21 protein-coding genes and 1 pseudogene are annotated in these 23369 nt (G+C 62.1%); 5 read left to right on the plus strand and 17 right to left on the minus strand.

Annotation, left to right across the window (positions count from 1 at the left end; all coding sequences use genetic code 11):
* Nucleotides 1-76 precede the first annotated feature (76 nt).
* From CXY72_RS19200 to CXY72_RS05405, 6 genes are all read right to left on the minus strand, one after another.
* A complete protein-coding gene (locus tag CXY72_RS19200; protein ID WP_146071071.1) occupies nt 77-466 on the minus strand; it encodes a hypothetical protein in 390 nt (129 codons plus the stop codon).
* Nucleotides 467-1693: 1227 nt separating this feature from the next.
* On the minus strand, nt 1694-2668 hold the full coding sequence (locus CXY72_RS05385) for a tripartite tricarboxylate transporter substrate binding protein (RefSeq protein ID WP_158252485.1): 975 nt from the start codon (nt 2666-2668) through the stop codon (nt 1694-1696).
* A gap of 103 nt (nt 2669-2771) precedes the next feature.
* Complete coding sequence (locus CXY72_RS05390; RefSeq protein ID WP_104126676.1) at nt 2772-3665, minus strand: SDR family NAD(P)-dependent oxidoreductase; 894 nt, start codon at nt 3663-3665, stop codon at nt 2772-2774.
* Nucleotides 3662-4429, minus strand: a complete 768-nt coding sequence (locus CXY72_RS05395; protein ID WP_104126677.1) for an SDR family NAD(P)-dependent oxidoreductase — start codon at nt 4427-4429, stop codon at nt 3662-3664. The genes CXY72_RS05390 and CXY72_RS05395 overlap by 4 nt, the downstream gene beginning before the upstream one ends.
* Nucleotides 4430-4467: 38 nt before the next feature.
* Nucleotides 4468-5997 (minus strand): NAD(P)/FAD-dependent oxidoreductase, encoded by a 1530-nt coding sequence (locus CXY72_RS05400; RefSeq protein ID WP_199183964.1) that lies wholly within the window; start codon nt 5995-5997, stop codon nt 4468-4470.
* 43 nt (nt 5998-6040) lie between these two features.
* A complete protein-coding gene (locus CXY72_RS05405) occupies nt 6041-6883 on the minus strand; it encodes an alpha/beta fold hydrolase (RefSeq protein ID WP_158252486.1) in 843 nt (280 codons plus the stop codon).
* Between the two features lie 215 nt (nt 6884-7098).
* On the opposite strand from CXY72_RS05405, the pseudogene CXY72_RS20595 reads away from it, so the two are divergent.
* The 4 genes and pseudogenes from CXY72_RS20595 to CXY72_RS05415 form a co-directional block, all read left to right on the plus strand.
* A pseudogene (locus CXY72_RS20595) lies at nt 7099-7266 on the plus strand (alcohol dehydrogenase catalytic domain-containing protein); the annotation flags it as partial.
* Nucleotides 7267-7501: 235 nt separating this feature from the next.
* Nucleotides 7502-7915, plus strand: coding sequence for a zinc-binding dehydrogenase (locus CXY72_RS20600; RefSeq protein WP_370446215.1), 414 nt, complete (start codon nt 7502-7504; stop codon nt 7913-7915).
* On the plus strand, nt 7846-8007 hold the full coding sequence (locus tag CXY72_RS20605; RefSeq protein ID WP_370446216.1) for a hypothetical protein: 162 nt from the start codon (nt 7846-7848) through the stop codon (nt 8005-8007). Before CXY72_RS20600 ends, CXY72_RS20605 begins: the two co-directional genes overlap by 70 nt.
* 103 nt (nt 8008-8110) lie before the next feature.
* Nucleotides 8111-8755, plus strand: a complete 645-nt coding sequence (locus CXY72_RS05415) for a TetR/AcrR family transcriptional regulator (protein WP_233197668.1) — start codon at nt 8111-8113, stop codon at nt 8753-8755.
* A gap of 231 nt (nt 8756-8986) precedes the next feature.
* Here the strand turns inward: CXY72_RS05415 and CXY72_RS05420 are convergent, their stop codons facing one another.
* The 4 genes from CXY72_RS05420 to CXY72_RS05440 form a co-directional block, all read right to left on the minus strand.
* Nucleotides 8987-10492 carry an NAD-dependent succinate-semialdehyde dehydrogenase gene (locus CXY72_RS05420; protein ID WP_104126680.1) on the minus strand — a complete coding sequence of 502 codons (1506 nt, stop codon included), beginning with the start codon at nt 10490-10492 and terminating at the stop codon, nt 8987-8989.
* A gap of 211 nt (nt 10493-10703) precedes the next feature.
* Nucleotides 10704-11693: an alpha/beta hydrolase gene (locus CXY72_RS05430; protein WP_104126681.1), complete on the minus strand. Its 990-nt coding sequence runs from the start codon at nt 11691-11693 to the stop codon at nt 10704-10706.
* On the minus strand, nt 11690-13189 hold the full coding sequence (locus CXY72_RS05435; protein ID WP_104126682.1) for an NAD(P)/FAD-dependent oxidoreductase: 1500 nt from the start codon (nt 13187-13189) through the stop codon (nt 11690-11692). Before CXY72_RS05435 ends, CXY72_RS05430 begins: the two co-directional genes overlap by 4 nt.
* The gene (locus CXY72_RS05440) at nt 13186-14379 is read right to left on the minus strand and encodes an alcohol dehydrogenase catalytic domain-containing protein (RefSeq protein WP_370446214.1); all 1194 of its coding nucleotides are present in this window, start codon (nt 14377-14379) and stop codon (nt 13186-13188) included. The genes CXY72_RS05435 and CXY72_RS05440 overlap by 4 nt, the downstream gene beginning before the upstream one ends.
* A 194-nt stretch (nt 14380-14573) precedes the next feature.
* On the opposite strand from CXY72_RS05440, the gene CXY72_RS05445 reads away from it, so the two are divergent.
* On the plus strand, nt 14574-16445 hold the full coding sequence (locus CXY72_RS05445; RefSeq protein ID WP_104126683.1) for a helix-turn-helix domain-containing protein: 1872 nt from the start codon (nt 14574-14576) through the stop codon (nt 16443-16445).
* A 20-nt stretch (nt 16446-16465) separates the two neighbouring features.
* Here the strand turns inward: CXY72_RS05445 and CXY72_RS05450 are convergent, their stop codons facing one another.
* From CXY72_RS05450 to CXY72_RS05480, 7 genes are all read right to left on the minus strand, one after another.
* Nucleotides 16466-17236 (minus strand): SDR family NAD(P)-dependent oxidoreductase, encoded by a 771-nt coding sequence (locus CXY72_RS05450; RefSeq protein ID WP_104126684.1) that lies wholly within the window; start codon nt 17234-17236, stop codon nt 16466-16468.
* Complete coding sequence (locus tag CXY72_RS05455) at nt 17226-17978, minus strand: SDR family NAD(P)-dependent oxidoreductase (RefSeq protein ID WP_104126685.1); 753 nt, start codon at nt 17976-17978, stop codon at nt 17226-17228. Before CXY72_RS05455 ends, CXY72_RS05450 begins: the two co-directional genes overlap by 11 nt.
* A 74-nt stretch (nt 17979-18052) precedes the next feature.
* The gene (locus CXY72_RS05460; protein WP_158252488.1) at nt 18053-19417 is read right to left on the minus strand and encodes an MFS transporter; all 1365 of its coding nucleotides are present in this window, start codon (nt 19415-19417) and stop codon (nt 18053-18055) included.
* A 175-nt stretch (nt 19418-19592) separates the two neighbouring features.
* Nucleotides 19593-20045, minus strand: a complete 453-nt coding sequence (locus tag CXY72_RS05465) for a MaoC family dehydratase (RefSeq protein ID WP_104126686.1) — start codon at nt 20043-20045, stop codon at nt 19593-19595.
* A gap of 3 nt (nt 20046-20048) precedes the next feature.
* Nucleotides 20049-21041: a tripartite tricarboxylate transporter substrate binding protein gene (locus CXY72_RS05470; protein WP_158252489.1), complete on the minus strand. Its 993-nt coding sequence runs from the start codon at nt 21039-21041 to the stop codon at nt 20049-20051.
* Nucleotides 21042-21050: 9 nt separating this feature from the next.
* Nucleotides 21051-22217 carry an acyl-CoA dehydrogenase family protein gene (locus CXY72_RS05475; RefSeq protein ID WP_104126728.1) on the minus strand — a complete coding sequence of 389 codons (1167 nt, stop codon included), beginning with the start codon at nt 22215-22217 and terminating at the stop codon, nt 21051-21053.
* Between the two features lie 107 nt (nt 22218-22324).
* Nucleotides 22325-23251 carry a LysR substrate-binding domain-containing protein gene (locus tag CXY72_RS05480; RefSeq protein ID WP_104126688.1) on the minus strand — a complete coding sequence of 309 codons (927 nt, stop codon included), beginning with the start codon at nt 23249-23251 and terminating at the stop codon, nt 22325-22327.
* Between the last annotated feature and the right edge of the window lie 118 nt (nt 23252-23369).

Consider the following 23369-nt stretch of genomic DNA (forward strand, 5'->3'; position numbering starts at 1 on the left):
CTGCGGTCATGCTGATCTCTACTTTCAGTGATCCCTCATTTTAAGAGGGCCCGCTGTCCGAGATATCCGCGGCAGGTCAGTCGACCGTGAAGATCTCCCGGACTTCGAGGACAAAATCTGCACCCAACACTCCGTGTCCTTCGACACTGCCGACAACCGCCGCACCGCCCAAGCATTCGAATACGGAACCAAGGAATGGGACGAGTTTCACACCCACGCGCGAAACAGCATCGAGTCCCTCAACAACCAGGTAAAGAGCGGCGGCACCGAACAGATCGAATCCGCCAGCCGCCGCCGCGTGCGCGGCTTCGGCGCCGCCCAAATCATTGTCACAATGCTGCTCACCAACTTCAACCTGCGCAAAATCGCCGCCTTCATCAGCGACAAAATCAAAGTCGACGCGAAAAAGCAGGTCAACGGTGAGCCCCCAATCGCGCTCGTCCGACGCCGCGACCGCGAATTCCACAACCCCTACACGAACACCTACCCACCCGGTGTAGACCGACCCACCAAACCCAAACGATCACAAGCCGACGAAACCGGCGGACCACCGCGAAGAACCTAAACGGCCACATACGCCGCCAATACCGCCCGAGAGGGCAAGCCTCCCCGCATTGCGAACAATCCAACGCGCCCCAAAACACGAAAAACCACCGGCAACACGGCCCCGGTCGACGAATCGCCACCACAAACCCACGCATACACCGCTTAAACAAGAAATCGCTCCTGAGAATCCTCAGGAGCGATTTCTTTTTGTTCCAACGGGGCCGTTTCGTGAACAGTTTCGCGAACGGCCCTTTGGTGGGCTGTTTACAAAAGCCAGCAGGGCGCGGATCGCGCGAGATCTTAGACTTCGTTTTCCTCCGCACCCTGGGTCTTTTTCCTCCACTTTCCTCTGAACTTGAGCAGTGCGTGAGGCTCGGCGGATCGGTGCCCCGCGGAAAGGACCTGCGCTGGCCTTACGGCCATCCGATCTGATAGCTTCATCTCGACAGCCGGGCATCGACGCCGGGCGTTGTCTGGCCATTGCAGTGCAGGCCCCAACCCCATCTAGGAATGGATTGCACTGCTGTGCCAACCACCGATTGTTCTAAGCGTCCGTACCCATCACCCCGCGCCGCCGCCAGAGCGCTGCACAAAGTTCGATCCCGCGGAGGCGATTCGCTCCCCGTTGGAATTCATCCCTGCTCCAGCTGCCACGCTTGGCATGTCACATCCCAACGGACCAACGGTCGCCCAAAATGGTGGGACCATTTTGTCCTTGGGCCTGCGGAGCGGACTGACCAAATATTGGATCGAGCATTGAGATAGAAGGCGCAACTGTTTCCACCGGGCCATAACGGGGCCGATAGTGTGGACACTATCGGCACTGTTTTGGGTTGGCGTTAGCGCCCTTCTTTCGTTACGATCGCGTGGGGACACCGCAATATCGTTTCTGTGACTTGCCAGAGCCTCGCCAAGGCAGGGATGCGCATTGTCATATGGCTCACGTAGGTATCATTTACGACATTTAAATTGTGTTGCTGGTCGTGTGACAAATTTTGGTTTCTCGAGCGATTCGGTTGGGTTGTCGCATAATCGAACGTATAAGTGACACGGATCAGCATGCTTGTTGACTACATGCGGGCGTCGAAGGCCGACGGGTCGCAGAGCGCTAATCTTCAACGGGATGCGACGGTTGGGTCGTCGGTTCTTATTTTGCCAGAAGGGACTCGTAGCGGGCGCGCATGTCCTGGAAAACTTTTGTGGTCGCCGCTGCGTCCAAGAAAGAATCCGGCACGAAGCGATCGCCGATCTGGGCTATAACGTCCTTATCCTGGCTGCAGGTTTCGACACCATTCTGGAGCTTCTCGGAGACATCCTGGGGCAGGCCTTTAGGTCCGAAGAGGCCGTAGACCGATGTCGTCTTGACGTCATAGCCGGCCTCATCCGTGGTCGGAACGTCGGGAAAGGCTTCGGAACGCACGTCGCCCGCCGCGGCCAACGGGACAATTGCACCGTCCTTCACCTGGGCTTCGACGTCGACGTGGTCGTTGACGAACCCGGCGTCGATGTGGCCGCCCAGCAGGTTAGTAATGAGCTCGGCGCTGCCCGATGTAGGCACCATCGCCAACTCGATGCCGGTGTCCTTCTGGAGGCGCTTGAGCTCGATGGCCAACGAACTAGTGGCGCCGGGGACCCCAATGGAGATCTGTCCGGGATTGGCCTTCGCGGCATCGAACAGATCTTGGAGGCTCTTGTACGGGGAGTCTTTGGGTACCGCGATTAGCGTCGGGATCTCGGCCATCGTGCCCATGGCTTGGAAGTCCGCCTGGGAGTAGGACAACTCATTGGACATCGGGTTCAGGACCAGCGGCCCGTTGGTGCTCAGGCCCACGGTGTGTCCGTCCGGTTTCGCGCTGGCCAGTTTCTGCATGGCTACGGCGCCGGCGCCGCTGTCCCGGTTCTCCACCACGAAGGATCCGCCGAGGAGCTTTTCCAGGCAAGAACTGTACGCGCGGGCCGTGGTGTCAGACGGGCCGCCAGCGGCGTAGGGCACGAGAAAGGTGACGGGCTTTGTGGGGTAGCCCTCGGCTGCCCGGGAGGATACCGAGCACCCGGTGGCGGTCAAGACCAGTCCGGCGACAGCGGCAGCGGCCGTGATATGGCGCAGTCGATTCTTGTTCAAGGTATCCTCTGATGGTCGAAGTGAAGTTGAGAGTTCAATCCGCACGGAGTGCCCTCTCAGTAGTACATGATTATGACGAATGGCACAACTAGTTGTGGTGAATTTACTCACCCGTTACGCACGCGTGGGACTCCAGCCGGGAAACGCTCAGCGCGGCCCGCGGCTTCATGAAGCTGTCCCATAAGGGCCCGGTCGAGAGCCAGCGTAACGGGTCCATCAGAGCAAGGCTCCGCGGGATGAAAACCTTACGGCGGCGGGTGGCCATCGCGTTGACTAGGAGATCGGCGCAGGTATCCGTGCTGGAAACGATGCTGAAGGGCCATGGCAGGGAGCGGCTCTCCCCGGCCCGTGTGGATGCACCCGAAATCATGTTCGTTCGCACCCAGGTGGGATGTGCGACGCCGACGTTCACGCCTTTATGGGCGACTTCCAGCCGCAGTGCCCCGCCGAAGGCCTCCACGCCCGCCTTCGAGGCGGCATAGGCGTTTGCGCGCGGCACGTTCTTCAGCGCGGCCGCCGAACTCATGAGCAGGAAGTAGCCGCCGTGCTTCGAGACCTCTTCGAGGGTGGCCTTGACGGTCCTGATGACTCCGCCGAGGTTGACATCCACGATCCGCAGCAGGTCCTCGGTACGGGAGGCGGAGACAGTGGAGGCGCTGCCCACACCGGCACAGGCAAAGACGATGTCCAGCCGGCTGAAGTGTTCGACTGTTCGCTGCACCGCGAGTTCCAGCGAGGTATAGTCCGTGACGTCCGCTGCCGTGGCCAGGTGATTCCCGCCGAGCCTAGACACGACTTGTTCGAGGGCCTGCTGGTCGCGGTCGACGAGCGACACAAGCGCTCCCGCGGCAGCCAGTCGCTCGGCCGTGGCCGCGCCAATGCCGCCGGCGCCTCCGGTTATCAGAACGACTTTTCCGCGTAGGGAAGCGCGGCCCGATCTGGCGCCGGAGGACCCCGGGCGGCCCGGAATTTTGAAGACGTGAGAGGGCCCGTTCATCCCATATACGATCCGCCGTTGACGTCAACCGTAATTCCGGTGACGAAGCCATTGCCGGGTGCTGCCAGGTACTGGACGGCTTGAGCGACGTCGCTGGCATAGCCCAGACGCCCGACCGGGATACGGGTCAGATAGTTTTGGTTGACCTCATCTGACACCGACGAAACCAGGCCTACTCCGATCCGTCCGGGGGCGATGGCGTTGACGGTGATGCCGAACGGCGCGAGTTCCCGGGCGAAGGAGCGGGTAATGCCCAGCAGACCCGTCTTGGTGGCCGCGTAGTGGACACCGCCCAGTCTGCCGCCGTCGCGGCCTGCAAGCGAAGACATGTTAATGATCCGGCCGAATCGAGTGGTCTTCATGTGAGGTGCCAGCGCCTGGATGCCCAAAAATGGCCCGGTGAGGTTCACGGCCATGACCGCGTTCCATTCATCGAATGATATTTCGTCCCCTGGGATCTTCTGGCCGTCTCGTTTTGGGGAGATGCCGGCGTTGTTGACCAGAACGGCCTGCGCTGCGGGTGAGGCTTCGACGGCCTCGGCGATCCGCTTCCAGTCCTGGGGTTCGGTGACGTCGCAGCACATTGTCAGGATCGATCCATCCTGTTGTGGATCCAGCGTCGCTTCAAGGTCGGCTAGTGCGGTCTCTGACGCGTCCACCGCGATGACCCTGTCTCCGCTGGTTAGGAACGACTCCACGATGCCGCGGCCAATGCCACCGCCCGCACCGGTGATGACGGTTGTTCTGTAGTGCTGCTCGTTCATGATTATGCTTTCCGTTCTTGGATCGTTAACGATGTGCACTAGCGAGCCGCGGTCAAAACCTGTTCAACGGTTTCGTCTTCAGATCTCGTCAAATACGGCTCGGGTTCGAAATGCGCGTTGACTTGGCGGAAAGTGTAGGCCGGTTCCGGCCACAGCGTGGTCAGTCGGCCGTTGCGGTGGTCCACGTACCAGCTCCGGCAGCCGCCCTCGAGCCATACGGTGCCTTCCGCCAGACGGTCCACGCGATCCATGAAGGCTTCCTCTGCCTCTTCGGCGACCTCCAGGGCAGGTAAGTCGGCCGCCTCGCGGAAGTTCACCGCCGCCATGATGTAATCGATCTGTGCCTCCGCGATGTAGACCGCGGAGTTGTGTCCCAGGCCGGTGTTGGGACCGTTTATGATCCAGAGGTTCGGGAATCCGTGCACCGCCGTCGTGGCGTAGGCCTGCATGCCGTTGGACCAGCGTTCGCTCAACGGCAGGTCATTGCGGCCGAAGATACGGTAGGCGATAGGCAGGTCTGTGGTTTCAAAGCCGGTGCAGGCCACGATCACATCGAGCTCGTGGCTCCCTCCGTCCGTCGTAATGACCCGGTTGCCTTCGACCCGTTCGATGCCGTCAGTCTCCAGATGGACGTGCTCCTGGACGAACGCCGGGTAGTAGTCGTTGGATTTCAGAACGCGCTTGCAACCGATGATGTAGTCCGGGGTCAGCTTCCGGCGCAGTTCCGGATCCTGGATCTGCCGGTGTAGATGGTCCAGAGCTACCTGGGTGGCGGCGGAAACCAAGGTAGGTGTGCCCCGACGCTGGGCATAGCGCTCCTCGTTGGACCAGAACATCTCTTCGCGCAGTTCCTGAATGCTTTCGGGCATCTTGCGGAAGAGGCCCTTTTCCTGGTCGCTGTAGGCGCGGTCCGGACGCGGCGTCACGTAAGGTGCCGAGCGCTGGAACACAACGACCTCCGACGCGATTTTCGCCACCTCGGGCATGACCTGGATGGCAGTTGCTCCCGAGCCAATGACGCCGACCCGCTTGCCCACCAGATCGACTTCGTCTGCCCACTCGGCCGAGTGGAACAAACTCCCCGAGAAGTCAGATAATCCATCAATATTCGGCAGCTTTGGTTCGGACAGGTGCCCGACGGCGGTTACTAGGGTCTTGGCCGAGAAGTCGCCCTTGGGGGTGGCGACGTTCCACAATGCGGCCGCGTCATCCCAGCGTGCGCTCGTCACCTCGGCGCCGAAAACAATCCGTTCGTGAAAATTCTCATCCCGGGCAACGTGTCGAAGATAGTCGAGGATCTCCTCCTGCGGGGCGAACATCCGCGACCACTCCGGGTTGGGACGGAATGAAAACGAGTATAGGTGCGAAGGCACGTCGCAGGCAGCGCCGGGATAGTGATTGTCGCGCCAGGTGCCTCCGACTTCCTCCGCGCGTTCCAGAACGATGAACGAGCTCTTGCCTTCGCGTGCGAGCTGCGTACCCATGCCGAGACCGCCGAAGCCGGCCCCAATGATGATGACGTCGACCGGCGAGTCGGGTGCCGGATATCCCAGTGGAGTGCTTGCCACTATTCCTCCAAATTGTGTCTTGTTATGTGCTGGTATCGATGAACTAGACAAAGATGCGCTCCCGGATTTCACCGGCAGGGACGGATCCGGGATCCGTCACGAACTCGTTGATGATCTGGAAAAGCTGGGCGGGGCGTTCCTGCGGGATGGCATGCCCGCTGTCGATGACGGCGTAGCGGGCATTGGGAATGCCTCCGAAGAGCAACTTGGTCTGGCGGGTCGGGACCATCTGGTCATGGGCGCCGGCGACGACCAGTGTCGGGGCGGTAATGCTCGCCAGCTTGCCGCAGAGGTCGGCGTTGGCATTGAGCTTCATCTGTTCGGCGATTCCGTCCGGGAAGACGCGGGCTTCGACGAGGGCTCGGACATCGGCTTCAGAGCGGCCTGCAAGGAAGGGATGGCCGTAGGCGGTCCAGGTGACAAATTCCCGTAGGAGGTCCTGATCCGTTTCGAAGAGCCGCATCCAAATCCGGTTCCGGAGCCTCTGCTGGGAATCGGCCTTGGTCCAGCCCGCGACCAGAGTCAGGCTTGCCAAGGTGTGAGGGTTCGAGGCGGCCAGGTCAGCAGCGACCAGGGCGCCCAGTGAATACCCGACGACGTGGACCGACCGGGCGGGGACGCAATGCTCGATAACGCCCGCGACCTGCCTTGAGAACGTCCCAAGACTGAGACCTTCACGGGGAGTCTGGAGGTCGACGGCGAGCACACGGTACTTGGCGGCGAGCATCGGAAACAGGGTGTGGAAGTGGGTCTTGGCGTTTCCGCCCGTTCCATGAATCAGGACGACAGTGGCCCGGGCATCATAGGGCGCAACTGTGTCATGGAAAGGTACGGTGAACCCGCCGACCCTGACTAGACCCTCGTTCGCATCTGGATGAATCTTCAAAACCAATCCCTTCGATATGTGGCTAGCCGGCGTTCATGGTCTTAGGATCCGCTCCAGCCGAGACAAATATCGAAAGTGCACTCCGTGCGGATTACACTCTCATAAAAGCATATGAGTGATATGAAGCACAACCCTTTGAAAGAGTCGACATGAAGATCACCGGTGCGGTTCTTGAGACCGTCGGTTTCGTCCGTCCCTGTGCCGAGTCGCGGCCGATGGCTGTCTGGGAACTCGATCTCGCCGAGCCCAGACCACAGAAGGTCCTGATCAAAATGGAGGCGGCGGGCGTCTGCCATGCCGACTTGCCGGTCGTAAACGGGGACCGTCCCCGGCCGGAGCCCATGCTGCTGGGCCACGAGGCCGCCGGCATCATCGTTGCCGTCGGTTCGCAACCGGCTCACCCGCAACGGCGGGCAGTCCTCCACCACCTCGGCGTCTCCGGGTACGCAACCCACGCCGGCTCAACCGGCGCTCGGTCGTCCCGGTCGACAGCGACTCCCTCCCGCCGTCGCGACGGTCCTTGGCTGTGCCGGGCTGACCGGCGGCGGCGCCGTCCTCAAGGCAGGCAAGCCCCAGGACGGACAGGACATTATGACTATCGGGCTCGGGGGAGTGGGCATGGCTGCCCCGCCGACCGCAGTCGCCGTATCGTCAACATGGTCAGCGCCGGCGCGCATCATTGGTATCAACGCAAACCCGGAGAAACTGACCTTGGCACGAAACTTGGGGGCCACGGGAGCTTATTCTTCGGGAGAAGCAGAGGAGCTTGGCATCCATGCCCATGTCGTCATCGAGGCAGCCGGCCATCCGCGGACCTTCGAAACCGCGGTCCGCTCTACGGCCGCCGGCGGAACCACCGTGACGGTCGGCCTGCCGGCGCCCGGCGCGATGTCGTCGATCGACCCCCTAAGGAATTTACCGCGGAGACCCGAACCGTCGTCGGGTCCTATCTTAGATCGGCGGTGCCCAGCCGTGATATCTCGGTCTACGCGCAGATGTGGCGCGAAGGAAGACTGCCGGTCAAAAAGCTGACATCATCGGTGATTACCCTGGACAAGATTAATGAGGCGATGGATGAACTCGTGGACGGCAAGGCCATTCGCCAGATCGTGATGTTTAATTAGGCGATATGTGTATTAGGAATTCGTAGTTCAGTGGCCAAAGAATGGCTACTCTGATATCCATGCGCTGATAGGGACGTTAATGCAGATGAGATCATTGGCTTCGGTGGAAACACCGCCTGATGCACCCCTGGGATTGCGGGAGAAAGCGCGGATCGAGCGCTATCGAAACATTCGCGCCGCAGCGGAGCAGATCTTCAACGAACGCGGCTACGAGCACGCGACGACGAAGGAAATCGCTGAACTCGCCGGGGTCGGGGAAGCAACACTGTTCCGCTATGTCACCAACAAGCACGAGCTGCTGCTTCTGGTGATCGGCAAACGCGTGGACCTAGAGATCCAGGGCATCGAAGATGTGGACAAGGAACTGGCCGCCGACGCGACCTCCGCTTGGGACTACATCGAGCGGATCTACGCAATCTACCGGGCCCGGGCTAGGTTCTACACGACCGATCCGGAGAACGTGACCAGCTACCTGCAGTACGGCTTCAAAGCCGGAAGTCAGCTGGGCGCCCAGAGCATCACGCAGGGCGACAGGATCATCGCACTGACCGCGGCCGTCCTCGACAGCGCGCGGAAGGCCGGCCACCTGGTAGCCCAAGTTGATACCCGGATCGTCGCGCAGAACTGCAACGGCACCTACACCCACGAGGTCCTGCGCACGCCGGTGCGCGAATTCGCACCCCGGAACCTCTGGGATAGGCTCCAGAAGCGGCTGCAGGTGCAAATCGAGCCGCTCTTCCGGCTCTGAGGCACACCAACCAGGACAGCGCAGCCCTGCATGCTTTTGCCGTTCTTACCGTCTCGCGGACCCGACTTGCAACGCGCCGGTTGAACGATAGCGAGGTTCAAGTGACACTTCAATGCGCGGCAGCAACGAGCCGGTGAGCCTGGGTTCGCTTTGTTGATCACGCTCCAGCGGTGACGAGGAGCCGAGCTAGGTCTGGAGTCATAGAGTAGGGCTCGCCATCCCAACTTCAGGTTAGCCCGCGTACGGGTCGGCGATGCCGATGTATTGGGTGGTGGTGTATTCGGCGATGCCTTCGGATCCGCCTTCGCGGCCGAGCCCGGATTGTTTGACGCCGCCGAAGGGGGCGGCTGCGTTGGAGATGACGCCGGCGTTAAAGCCGACCATGCCGAATTCGATCTGCTCGGCCACGCGCAGGAGCCTGCTGAAGTCACGGCTGTAAAGATAGGAGGCGAGGCCATATTCGCTGGCGTTGGCGAGACGGATGGCGTCACCTTCAGTGGAGAACAAGGTGACCGGGGCGACTGGCCCGAAGATCTCCTGGCGGAGGATCGCCGCGTCATTGGGTACGTTGGCCAAGACGGTCGGCGGGTAGAAGTAGCCGGGACCGTCAACGGGGGAACCGCCGGTCACGGCGGTGGCTCCGGCGTCGATGGCGGAGCGCACCAAGGCGTGAACGTCGTCCCGGGCGCCGGCATCGATGAGCGGACCTACCTGGGCGGCCGGTTCGGTGCCACGGCCGATCGCCAGAGCGCCCATCGCGACGGCGAACTTTGTGGTGAATTCGGCGGCGACGGATTCCTGGACCAGGAACCGGTTCGCGGCGGTGCAGGCTTCGCCCATGTTCCGCATCTTCGCCGCCATGGCCCCCTCGACCGCCTTGTCCAGGTCCGCGTCCTCGAACACGATGAACGGGGCGTTCCCGCCCAGCTCCATCGAGGTCCGCAACACGTTGTGTGCGGCGTCGGCCATCAGCCGCTTGCCCACCGGGGTGGATCCGGTGAACGAAACCTTCCGGAGCCTCGGGTCAGTCAGCAAAGGACCGGAGATACCCGCGGCGCTGGAGGAAGACACCACGTTCAAGACCCCCGCTGGCAGGCCGGCCTCGAGCATGGTCTGTGCGAACAGCTGGGAGGTCAGCGGCGTCAATTTCGCCGGTTTGAGGATCATGGTGCAGCCCGCGGCTACGGCGGGGGCCACTTTCCGGGTGGCCATCGCGAGCGGGAAGTTCCAGGGCGTGATCAGCAGGCACGGGCCGACCGGTTTGTGTTGGACCAGGATTTTGTTCTTGCCCTCTGGGGTGGTGAGGTACCGGCCGTAGTCCCGGACTGCCTCTTCGGAGAACCAGCGCAGGAATTCGGCACCGTAGGTGACCTCGCCGCGGGCTTCGGCCAACGGTTTGCCCATTTCCAGGGTCATCAGCAGGGCGAAGTCCTCGGCCCGTTCAGTCACCAGGTCGAAAGCGCGGCGGAGAATCTCGGCGCGTTCACGCGGCGCCGTCCGGGCCCAGCCGAACTGGGCCTTATCCGCGGCGTCGAGCGCTGCAAGAGCGTCCTCGCTGGTAGCGGAGGCGAGAGTGGCGAGTACCTCCCCGGTAGCGGGGTCGTATACGTTGAACGTGCCGCCGTCGGACGCGTTCCTCCACTGCCCGTCGATGAGCAGGCCGGTAGGCACGGAGGCTATGAGTGCAGCCTCCCGGGCTGCAGAAATGTCAGACGAGTCGGCGGGTGAAACGGTCATGGGAAGTCCTTCAATGTTACGGCTGGGGGGTTCAGTAGCTGGCGGGGGTTTTCGCCGTCGCCGGCCTGTATGTATTCGACAGCGAGGCTTCGAAGCCCCGTATTAAAAGCGCGATGTCGGCCCTGACCAGGATGAACTTGGCGCCGCTGTCCAGGTAGTGGCGGACCGTGGAGGGGGAGGTAGGGGAGACCAGCTAGCTAGTCTTCTCCCCCTAGCCGGTGAGCTCGACCAGCCAGTTGGCGGCCCGGTTCAACAGTCTTGCACCGGTGGGAATTACTCCGGCTGCGGTGAACAGTCCATGGGAGTGGCGCGGCAGATGGTGGTGCTCCACTGGTGCTCCGGCGCGGGCCAGCAGACCTGCGTATTCGACTCCTTCGTCGGCCAGGGGGTCTAGTCCGACGGTCACTACGAATGCTGGCGGAGCGCCGTGTTCGGCCAGTTCGGCGGGTTGACGAAGTCCAGGCGAAACGCGGAGGTCGCGTGCAAATTGCGGATCTGCCAGGTACAGGCTTCGAAACCATCGCATTGAGCCTGCGGTCAGGGGAAAACCGTCGGTGATACGCGCGTAGGAATCCGACTCGTGCAGCAGGTTCGCCACAGGATAGAGGAGCAGCTGGCCGATGATGGTGCTTCCGCTTACGGTGCAGCCCGGGTCCGAAGCCAAGACGGTGGCAAGGTTGCCGCCGGCGCTGTCGCCGGCCACGATGATCCGGTGCGGATCCCAGCCATATTCTCCGGCCCGGACACTGACAAAGGTCAGGGCTGCTATGCAGTCCTCTAGCGGGGTCGGGAACGGGTACTCAGGAGCCAGCCGGTAGTCGACGGATACAACGTCAAGTCCGCTGACCGCGGCCAGGTAGCGGCAGAGGCGGTCGTGCGTTTCCACCGAGCCGATCACCCACCCGCCACCATGGAGGTACACCACGACAGCACGTGCGGTCTCCGAATCGTTACCTTCGGGACGGTAGTGCCGCAGCAGGATGGACCCGCCGTTGACCTCGCAGTGAAGGTCCTCGACCCGTTCCAGGGCTTTTAATGGAACTCCGTTTGCGGCACAGCCCGCCTCGTAGGCAGCCCGTGACTGGTCCAGGGGCTGGTCTTGAAAACTGACCGCTCCGGCGTCGCGGAACGCCCGGATCAGGTCCACTGCGTCGACAGCTACGTCGTCCAGCGGGACCGCCGGCAAGAGTTTCGAGTTCATACTCCCGCCGTTTCCTGAACTGGCAGCACGGCGCCGGAGAGCATGTAGTCGCCCGGGTTCCAGTGCCCAGCGAGGCTACGGTATTCCTCCACTGTTCCGGACCAGTTGTTGATGACCTTGCCCGCGGCGTTCTTGTACCAGCTGGAGCAGTCGGCGGAAAAAGCGGATCCTTCCATCTCGTTCTGCAGGCTTGCGTTGTACGAGGTCAGGACCCTTCCGCGCACTTCCACTGAGGCCTGCGGGGCGGTAAGCAGGTGCACCAAGATTTTAAGGATGTATGCCTGCTGGATTTCCAGCATGGTGATGATCGAATTGTGGTTCAGGTTGGTGTTCGGCCCGTAGATCATGAACATGTTCGGGAAGCCGTCGACGCTCATACCCAGATGGGCCTCCGCGCCGTCAGCCCAGCGTTCTTTCAGGTCCTCGCCGGAGGCACCGATGACCTGCAGATCGCCTTGGAAGGCCTGGCTGCTGAATCCGGTGCCGAAAATGATGACGTCCGCTTTATGGATCTGCCCGTCACGGGTGCGGATGCCTTCTGGAACGATGGCATCGATGCCCTGGGTGACTAGTTCGACGTTCTCACCCATCAGGGTCGGGTAGTAGTCGTCGGTGCGGAGGATCCGCTTGCATCCGAACTCGTAGTCAGGGGTCAGTTTGCGTCGCAGTTCTGGGTCCGGCACCTGCGCCTCGAGATGGGCCACGGCCTGGGCGACGCCGGCGCGCTGGGCGTCGGTGGCACGGCGTGTGCGTTCGAACCCGTTCTCCCGGAAATCGTGCAGGTTGCGGCGGCTTTGCTCAAAGGTGTCCGGATTTTCTTCGAAGGAATCAAGCTGTTCTTTGCTGAAGATCACTTGGTTGCGGGGCATGATCCAATTGGCACTGCGCTGGAAAACTTCAAGCGATCCGGCGACCTTGGCCACCTCGGGCACGTACTGGACGGCACTGGCTGCCGAGCCGATGCTGATAATTTTCTTCCCGGTCAAGTCGACAGTGTGGTCCCAACGCGCAGAGTGGAATGCGGCGCCTTGGAAATCGGCCAGGCCGGGAAATGCAGGAACAAACGGAGTGTTCAGCTGTCCCCAGGCGGGGATGAAAACGCGGGCGGTGTGTTCACCTGAGCCATTAACCTGCAGGCGCCAGAGCGCGTTTGCCCCATCCCATACGGCGGAGGTGACTTCGGTGTTGAAATTCAGGTGCGGGCCCAGTGTGTATCGGGTGGCTAAACGCTCCAGGTAGCCCATCAGCTCGTTGCGGTCCGCGTACATCCGGCTTACTCGTAAGTGGGGGAAGAAGCTGTAACAGTAGAGATGGGCTTCGGTGTCACAGGCGGCACCCGGGTAGCTGTTTTCGCGCCAGACTCCGCCCAGGCCGGGGCCCTTGTCGAAGATGGCGAAGTTCTCGATACCAGCCTCTTTCAGCTGGGCGCCCATGCCCAGGCCGCCGAACCCTGCGCCGAGGATCACTACGTCGTGGTCGGTTGTCTGGATGCTCATCGGTTCTTCCGTTCTTCGTGCGTTGTCCCAAAGTTGATGACCTGCCGGATCCCGCTGCCGGAGGCGAGGGCGTCCATGCCCTCGTTTATGTCGTCGAGGCTGATCCCCCGGGAGACAAGCCGTTCGAGCGGCAGTTTTCCTTCGCGCCATAGTTGTTCAAAAACGGGGATGTCGCGCTTCGGTACGGCTGATCCGAGGTAGCTCCCCACGATCGATTGTGCCTTTGCCGTCAGTCGCAACGGTTCGATTGAGGACATGGCACCTGGTGCTGGAAGGCCGACGGTCACCAGCGTTCCGCCTAAGCCCAGCAGTTGGTAGGCGGTTTCAAAGGCGCGGGGATGGCCCGCCGCTTCAAGCACGACGTCAACGACCACGGAGCGTTCCAAGGCTTCCTCCGGGGTGTAGGCCTCGCTCGCTCCCCACTGCAGGGCAAGGTCAAGCTTGGAGGCCTGGGCGTCGACGGCAATGACGCGTCGGCAGCCAGTGGCAAGGGCAGCCAGGAGTCCGGCCATGCCCACTCCGCCAAGGCCGACGATTGCGACGGTGGACTCGGCAGTGATGCGTCCAGCGTTGAGAAGGGCCCCGCCCCCGGTGAGTACGGCGCAACCCAGAAGTGCAGCGACCGCTGGCGGCACGTCAGCCCCGACGGGCACCACGGATCGGTGATCGACCACCGCATGGGTGGCGAAGCCGGAGACGCCCAAGTGATGGGCCACCGTTTCGCCGCCGCGCGTCAGGTGGGAAGAACCGCTGAGCAGGATTCCCTGTTCGTTACTCTTGCTGCCCGCGGAGCAGGGCAGCTTTCCGTTGGTCAGGCAGGCCTCGCACTGGCCGCACCGTGGCAGGAAGGTCATAACCACCCGCTGGCCGATGAGGTTGGAGTCAACGTCCGGGCCCACCGCTTCGACGATTCCTGCTGCCTCGTGGCCCAGCAGCATCGGCAGCGGCCGCGGACGTGAACCGTTGACCACTGACAGGTCTGAGTGGCACAGTCCGGCTGCCTCGATCCGCACCAGCACTTCGCCGCGTGCTGGTCCGCTGAGGGTCAGTTCGTCCACGGTGATGGGCCGACTCTGCGCATAGGGGGGCTGCGCCCCGGTGGAATTCAAGACGGCACCGCGGATTGTCATTGCGGTCGGGGCCGCTGCGACCGTCACGCCCTGGAGATCTGTCAGTGGAGAGCTCATCATGTCGTCCCCTGCCTGCAGGTGGCACTGCCAGCGGTCCGAGGGTCGAGTTGCTGAGTCATCTGCTGTCCTTTTTGGTAATCAGTGTGATGTAGCGAACGTTTCTGGTTCAGTCTCGCAGGAGAGCCTTCGGGCAGCCATGGAGGTTCATGACATACTGAAACCGGTTTTATGTGGATAATTCCAAGGAGGGTTTCATGCACTTGCTGGCTGGCCTCTTGCAGCAGGCATTGGACCCGGCGTCCTCCGATTTCCTTTCGGGGTTGGACCTTCTCCCGGCAGATGCCCAGGGGCAACGGCTGCGCGAGAGCCTGCGGTCCGTGCACGCACTGGCCTCCAACGCACGCGGGCAGCGGATGCTCACGCTGGCCTTGTCCGAGACTGCCGCTGCTATCTCGTCCCTGCGCGAGGGTGGAAATGTGCTTCGTGAAATCGTCACCCGTACCCGGGCCATCGTCGGTACGGACATGGCCTACATCAGCCTCAATGATCCAGAAAAGCGGGAAACGCGAATTACGGAGACTGACGGCGTGTGGACCCAGGCCTACCGGGACATCCGCATGCCCTTTGGCACCGGCGTCCTTGGCAACGTGGCACGGGCCGATGGCCCCATCCAGGTTTCAGATTATTCGCAGGCTGTCTCACTTGCACATCTGGAACAGATTGACGATGCGGTTGCCAAAGAGGGGGTCAAAGCGCTGCTGGGCGCGCCTATGCGCATCGGCGGGGACATCATTGGGGCGCTCATGGTGGCAGATCGTTGGGCCCATGAGTTCAGCGAGGAACAAATCTTTGCCGTGGAGGCCCTGGCTAACCAGGCCGCCGTCGCCCTGGACAACCTGGAACGCCTGGCCGAACTGACCGAGTCGATGGGATCGCTCGAGACCGCGAACCGGGACAAGGAGAGCTCAATCGCCAGGCTCAAACGGTTGGCGGCCACAGACGATGAGCTTTTTGCAGCCCTGAGTTCCTCGGAGGGCCTGCCCGGACTGGCCGCCCGGATCAGCCAGATCCTCGGCCGCCCGGCACGGCTGCTCGATCTAACCGTCCGCGTCGATGCCGGTGATGTGGGAGGCGAAAAGCTCCACGCGGCACGGGCCCTGATCCCCGCGTCCCGGCACACCAACGCTCCCGTTACCGCAACGCTGGAGGACGGGACCACTGTGGTGGTCATGGCCTCAGTCATCGAGGGGGAAGCGCTGGGCGGCGTGCTCGTTGAGGGTGAAACCGCGGCCGACGACGAAGCGATTCTCCGGCGCGCTGCGCTGGTTCTGGGAACGTTCATTTCACATTCCGACGCGTCGCGGCACAACCGGCAGCGCCAGCGTGTGGAACTTCTGGCCACGCTGATCAGCCCGCCGGCGGAAGGGTTGCGGCAGCACACAGCAACATCGGCTGCTGCCTACGGCCTTGAGGACGGCTCACCGTTCCGGGTCGCCATCGTTGACGGAGCGCTGCGGTCGTTGACGGACTTTGAGGAAGCTTTGGAGGTGGACCTCGGAGAACAGCTGCTGCGGGGCCACTTCGATGACCGCTTGTATTTGGGTGCTCCGGAGCAGGTTTTTGCATGGATCGCCGATTTTCTCGGCAAGCCCGGAGCCCGGCGTTGGGGCGGCGTGCGCATGGCCCACTCAGAGCCCCTTGCCGCGCTCAGCGAAATCGGAGCAGGATTCGCCCTGGCCGAACGCGTGCTGACGGCGGCACGTTCACTACCCCAAGCCGGCAACGTCGTAGGGTGGCAGTCTCTGGGAACCATTGGCATTTTCCTCGCCAACGCGGATTCACAGGTCACTCAAAGTGCCCTGCGCGGAAGCCTGGGTCCTTTACTTGACTACGACCGGTCGAATGGGACGCAGCTGTGCGATACGGCATTGTGCTATCTCGACGAGGGGCGCAATATTGCCCGAACGGCCCAGGAGCTGGTGGTGCACCCCAATACGGTCCGCCAACGCCTTGAACGCATCGAATCCTTGCTGGGACCAGACTGGAACAATGGGCGCCGGGCCCTCGACCACCACGTCCTGTTGGTAGTCGCCAGGCTCCTGGACGGTTCCCCGGCAAAACACTAACGGCCGCTGCGCGTCAAGGGCTATTCGTACCAAGCGCCGTCGATCGTTAATCCTCCATCGACAACGAGGGTGTGGCCCGTGACGAACGACGCCGCCGAGGAAGCCAGGAATAGGATGCTCTCAGCAATTTCGGTTGGGTGCGCAAACCGGTGTAGCGGCGTGCGACTCACAATCGGAGCCTTGTCTAATTGGCCTGATTCCTCCAGAAGCTGAGTGAAGGAGGTATCGACATATCCAGGGGCGACGGCGTTGCACCGGATTCCGTGCGGGGCCCACTCGACCGCCAGTGATCGGGTAAGGCCCTCGATGCCGGCCTTAACCGCGTTGTAGCTCGCCCTGTGGGGCATTCCCATGCGCCCAGCCACCGAGGAAATGTTAACGATGGCCGCCCGGTCGCTGGCGGCCAGGGCAGGAAAAGCCGCCTGGCATGCCCACATGGCGCCCGTCAGGTGGACGTCGACCATAACGTTCCAGTCCTCCGGCAGGAGTGTCTCGCTCGGGCCGGGGCGTGCGATTCCGGCCGAATTAATTAGCACGTCGCATCCTCCCCATTGGTCTTGTACTGCGGCGAATGCCTCGAAGACGGCCTGGCGATCGCGGACATCGCAGCGCAGATTGAGCAACTGCGCCTGTGTGTCGGAGTCGATCTGGGAGGCGGTGTCATTGGAGATGTCCAAAACTGCTACCCGATACCCTTGGTCCAGCAGTGCGTCGGTACAGGCCTGGCCGATGCCGGACCTTCCGCCGGTCACCACAGCCCTCAAGGGGGCCGGCCGATTCTCAGTTGACATAGAACCCACCATTGACGCTGATGTTCTCGCCGTGGACGAAGGAGGCGCCGGGGCTGCACAGAAAGTCGATGACTGCGGCCACTTCTGCCGGAGTTCCGTATCGGCCCAGCGGCGTGCTGGTGAGAATCGTCGTGCCTGCGCTGTCGCGGAGCGACTGTGTCATACGGTTTTCAATGATGCCCGGAGATACAGTGTTGATGCGCCGCTGCCCGCCGAGCTCCCACATCACGGATCGCATAAGCCCAAGCAGTCCGGCTTTACTCGCCGCATAATGGGCATGGCCCTTGCTTCCCCGCAGTCCAGCGATGGAACTGATCAAAACGATGGAGGCATCCGGAGCCAGCCGGGGCAGCGTCGCAATGAGCAGGCGGTAGACGGCGGTGAGATTGATGTCGAGGCAGTCCTGCCATTCAACCTCGCTGATGCGGGCGAACTCACGTTCTGGATAGATCCCAGCGGCCAGGACAAGGTGCTGAATCGCCGCGTCATCAGGCAGCGCCTCGACCAGTTTCTGCGCCCCTTCTCTATCGTCGGCTTCGTAGTGCATCTGCAAGTCATTGCCGGATGGCGTTGCATCTTGCGGTGGGGGCTGGCGATCGGCCGAGACGACGCGCATCCCCTTGCCGAGGAAGAGTTCGGCAACGGCGCGGCCGATCGATCCGTTCCCTCCGGTAACTACCGCCACGGGGCTGTTCAATCCCATGGCGAGGGTGCGCTCCGTAACCTGTTCGTTCGTATTCATGGCGGTCGGAATCTCTCTTGAAAATGGGCGTGGACCCGCTGTAGCAGCGGGTCCACGGCCTGCGGTGCGGTAGGTTAGCGGGCCAATTCGTTTTCGTGTATCCGGTCGAGGGAGGAGAGATCCAGTCCACGTGTTTCTTTGAGCATGGACAATGCCACGGTAGAAATGATGAGGATCCCGACGACGTAGATAACGATCGGAAGAGTGTTGTTGAACTGGTTCAGCAGCAGTGTGGCGATCATCGGGGCCACGGAGCCCGCGAAGATGGTGGCGATCTGGTAGGTAAATGAGGATCCCGAGTAACGCATGCGTGTCGGGAAGATCTCGGACATCAGGGCTGCCTGCGGTGCATACGCGGCGGCCTGGACGGTCAGCCCAAAGGTAGTGCTGGCGAGGATGGCCCAGAAATTGCCGCTGTCCAAGGCCGGAAAGAACGTCAATGCCCAGACCAATAGGCCCGCGTACCCGATACCGATGGTGCGTTTGCGACCGATCTTGTCCGAGAGCCATCCGCCTCCGAGCATGGCGAAGAATTGGACGACGTTGGCCACGAACAGCACCAACAGGACAGTCGAGTATTCAACCTTGACGTGGACGGTCAGGTACGTGATAGCGAAGACGATCATGAGGTAGTAAGAGGAATTTTCCCCGATGCGCATGATCAGCGCCTTGGTGATCTGGGCAGGGTAAGTGCGCAGGACTTCCCGCAGGGTTGCTGCTTCGCGCTGGGCTTCCCGCTGCTTGCGCATCGCTTCGATAAAAACCGGTGCATCTTCGACCGTACGGCGAATCATGTAACCCACAAAGATGATCAGTGCCGAGAGCCAGAATGCGATCCGCCAGCCCCATGCCATGAACGAGGACTGGTCCAAGGTCCAGGAAAGCCCGAGCATGACGACGGTCGCCAGCACGTTGCCGACCGGTGCGGCAGCCTGGGGGAAGCTGGCCCAGAATCCGCGCTGATTTTGCGGACTGTGCTCGCTGACCAACAGCACGGCGCCGCCCCACTCACCGCCAACGGCGAAACCTTGAAGAAACCGCAAGAGCACCAGCAGTGCGGGCGCCCAGTAGCCGATCTCCTGAAACCCAGGCAGGCAGCCCATGAGGAACGTCGCTGCGCCGACCAAGAGGAGGCTGAACTGCAGCAGCTTCTTGCGTCCATACCTGTCACCAAAATGACCGAAAACCATGCCTCCGAGAGGCCGGGCGAGGAAGCCGACCGCGTACGTGGCAAAGGCCGCAATGATCCCGTCCAATGGATTCCCCGTTTTAGGAAAAAACAGGGAACCGAAGACCAAAGTCGCGGCCGTACCGTAAATAAAGAACTCATACCACTCGGCGACTGTGCCGGCCATGGATGCGGCGACCACGCGCTTTATCCGTGATTTCGGGGTTTTCTGCGGGGTGTTGACTGGCGACTGACTCAGGGCTTGGGTCATCGTAAAGCCTCCTTGCTTTTCGGTGATGACGATCACTCTCAGCCAGCCTCCCGGCTGCAGACACGTAAAACCATGGATGGATACACATACATTTGGGTTCCTTATGTATGATCAACCACCGAAGAATTACGTGGTTTCGGTGCTCTCGTTTGGCGGGGGTGCCGGAATCGGCTGGCTATTCGACCAGCAGTGACACCGTTTCGGCGACGCAGGCGGGGCGGTCCGCACCATCAATCTCGATGTGGTGGCGGACGACGGCCTGGTGACCTCGCTCCGATGCCGTCACCGACACGAGTGTCAGCCGGTCGCGCACGCGCGAGCCCACGGGTACTGCGCTCGGAAATCTGACCTTGTTCAGCCCGTAGTTCACGACCATAAGCAGCCCGTTGACCCGGTACACCTGCTTGGTCAGGTACGGGATCATCGATAGCGTCAGGTACCCGTGGGCCACGGTCCGGCCGAATGGTCCGGCCGCAGCCGCAACAGGGTCAACGTGGATCCACTGCTGGTCGCCCGTCGAATCGGCGAAGGCCTTCACCTGATCTTGCGTCACAGTGTGCCACTCGCTCACGCCGAGCTCCTCACCCACGAGTGCCGCTAGCTCGGTGAGGCCCTGGATTTCGCGCACGACTCAGCCCCCCAGGATCGGCCGGTACAGGGCCTGTATCTCGGCCAGACTCTCGCCGAGGGCTGTGCCGCCCTGAAACTTGGCGGGCACGAGGTTCTCCCCGAGCTGCTCGAGCACCGTGGGGTCGGTCAGACACGCCTCGAGTGCGCCTTCGAGCGCGTTCGCCACGGGTGTCGGCAGATCGTGAGGGCCGAACAGTCCAAAGACGGATGTCGCATCCACGAGATCGGTGAAGCCGAGTTCCGCAAGCGTCGGCAACTCCGGCAGCCACGGTAGCCGTTCGGGCGTCGTCGCGGCCAGGGCCCGAAATGAGCCCTCATCGATGCGGGAGATAACGTCGGGGTGATCGTTGATGAAGAGCGCATCGACGTGACCCCCGAGCAGGTTCGTAGTCATCTCGGCATTTCCCGTTGCGGGCACGGCCACGACCTCGACGTCGTATTGGTCTTTGAGGCGCTTGAGTTCGATCGCGGCCGGGCTCGTTGCTCCGGGTACGCCCATCGTGAGGGTGCCCGGACGTTTCTCGGCCGCCGCGAAGAACGCTTCCGCGTTCTCGTAGGGGGAATCGTCACCGACGACGATGAGTGTGGGGTTCTCGGCCATCACGCCGATCGGGGTGAAGTCGTCAAGAGAATAGGCCAGGGAGTTCACCATCGGGGTCATTACGAGCGTCCCCGCAGTGCCCAGGCCGAGGGTGTAGCCGTCGGGCTTCGCACTCGCGAGTTCCTGCATGGCGACCGCCCCGCTGCCTCCCGCCTTGTTCTGCACCACGAAGGTCTCGCCGAAACCGTCGCCGAGGCAGGACGAAATCGACCGGGCGGTGAGATCGGACGGGCCGCCAGCCGCGTACGGTATGAGTACCGTAACCGGCTGTGACGGGTAGGTTTCGCCGCCGCCCGTCGCGCCGGCCTGGCAGCCGGCGAGAGCGACGGCGAGATTGACGGCGAGAGCGACGGCCGCAGAGGGCAGCAGAAGATTTCTGTGGGACTTGTGCACGATAACCGTCTACCGGAAGGCCGGAATGCCGGTGACGTGGCTGCCGAGGATGAGGGTGTGCACTTCGTCGGTTCCCTCATAAGTGCGCACGGACTCAAGGTTGTTCGCGTGCCGTAATGGCGAATAATCCAGGGTGATGCCGTTACCGCCGAGAATAGATCGGGCCTCACGGCAAATCTTGAGGGCCTCCCGCACATTGTTCAGCTTGCCGAGCGAAATCTGCACGGGCTCGAGCACGTCGGCGTCCTTCAGACGACCGGTGTGGATGGCGAGCAACGTGCCTTTCTGGATCTCGAGGAGCATGTTCACGAGCTTGACCTGAGTGATCTGGTACGCCGCGAGGGGCTTGTCGAACTGCATGCGTTCGAGGGAATACGCCAGGGCCACCTCGTAGCTGTCCCGCGCGGCGCCCATCGCACCCCAGATGATGCCATAGCGGGCCTCATTCAGGCACGCGAACGGTCCGCTCAGGCCGCGCGCTCCCGGCAGTAGCGCGTTGTCGGGAAGCCGAACGTCGTCGAGCAGGATGTCGCACTGGATGGAGGCCCGCATCGATAGTTTCGCCTCGATCGGCGTCGCAGTGAAGCCAGGTGTGTCGGTGGGCACGATGAAACCGCGCACGCCCTCGTCGGTCATGGCCCAAATGATCGCGATCTGGGCAACGGATGCGAGGCCGATCCACCGCTTGGATCCCTCGAGGATCCAGCCCCCGGTGTGATCCCGGCGGGCGGTCGTTGCCATGCTCGACGGGTCGGAACCTGCGGTCGGTTCGGTGAGTCCGAAGCATCCGATCAGCCGGCCGGCCGCCATCTCGGGCAGGTATTGGTTCTTCTGCTCCTCGGAGCCCCACTTGTGGATGCTGCTCATGGCGAGCGAACCTTGCACGCTCACGAAGGTGCGCAGGCCGGAGTCGCCGGCTTCGAGTTCCATGGCGGCCAGGCCATATTCCACGCTCGACCGGCCGGGGCAGCCGTAGCCGGTGAGGTGCATGCCGAGCAGCCCGAAGGCGCCCATCTGTTCCACGATCTCGAGCGGGAAGTGCGCCGATTCGTACCAGTCCTTGATATACGGCCTGATTCTCTCCCGTACGAAGGTCCGAACCGTGTCACGCAGTTCGAGTTCGGCTGCGCTCAGCAGCCCGTCGAGATTCAGGATATCCGAGGTGGTCGCGGGCATGAGTGGCTCCTTTGCCGAATTTGCGCGCTGGGTGACCAGCGCCACGCTCTCGACTGTGCCAGTAAATCTATTTTCGATCCAATACCAAATCGGGGGCGGAATTATTTCTATTCAGCATGAATCTCGGTGGTGGGAATCACGGGTGGAGTGGGGAGTACCTCTTCAGAGAGTCGCAGGACCTCGCGCAGTGCCGGGCTGTCATTGTCGGCGCGCCACACGAGCTGCAAGAGGATGGGCGCCATTTCGTCATCGAGGGGCAGAAAAACAACGCCGGGGTAGTGCACGTTTTCGGCCACCGTGGAGACGGTGAGTGCAACGCCGATCTCGGCCGCGACGAGCGAGACGAGCGTCCACGTGTCGGGAGCCACCTGCACGATGGAGGGCACGAAGCCGGCCGTGCTGGCCAGTCGCATGAGGTAGTCGCGCAGGATCGCGCCGGGGTCCTGCGGCAACGTTACGAAGTGTTCGCCGACGAGATCTTTCATGGAAACGGACTGTCGATCGGCGAGCGGATGGCTGGAGTGGATCGCGATCACGAGGTTCTCGTAGGCGATCACCCGATGTTCGATGCCGGCCGGGATGAAGTTCCACCGCCCCAGTCCGATCTCCATCTCCTGGTTGATCACCTTGTCGAGCGCGGGGGTGGCGAAGTTAGAGCTGTAGAGCTCGAAGTCGATTCCCGGGTGGGTCGCGCGCACGAGTTTGGCGAGTGTACCCACCATGACGTGTGATGATGCTCCAGCGAAGGCCACTCGCACCCGGCCGGTCTCGCCGTTTCCCGCCGACGACACCGCGACCCCCGCCCGACGCACGCCGTCGAGGATGTCTGTGGCTGGCTGCACGAGCGCTTCGCCCGCCGGCGTGAGACGCACCGAACGGGTGCTGCGGGCGAAGAGCAGGGTTCCGAGCTCGCGCTCCAGGTTCTGGATAGCCCGGCTCAGTGGGGGCTGCGCCATGAAGAGTTTTGCGGCAGCGCGGCCGAAGTGAAGTTCCTCGGCCACGGCCAGGAACGCACGAATTTGCTGGATTTCCATGCGTCAACTATTGCGATAGGCGCATGAAACTGTCAACGATTTATGCACTATTGCCCTGAGAGTATCAATCGAGGGCGTAATTGATATTGGACAGGGAGGAATTCCATTTGCGACAGTG

This window comes from Cryobacterium sp. Y57 (assembly GCF_002929505.1).
GTDB lineage: Bacteria > Actinomycetota > Actinomycetes > Actinomycetales > Microbacteriaceae > Cryobacterium.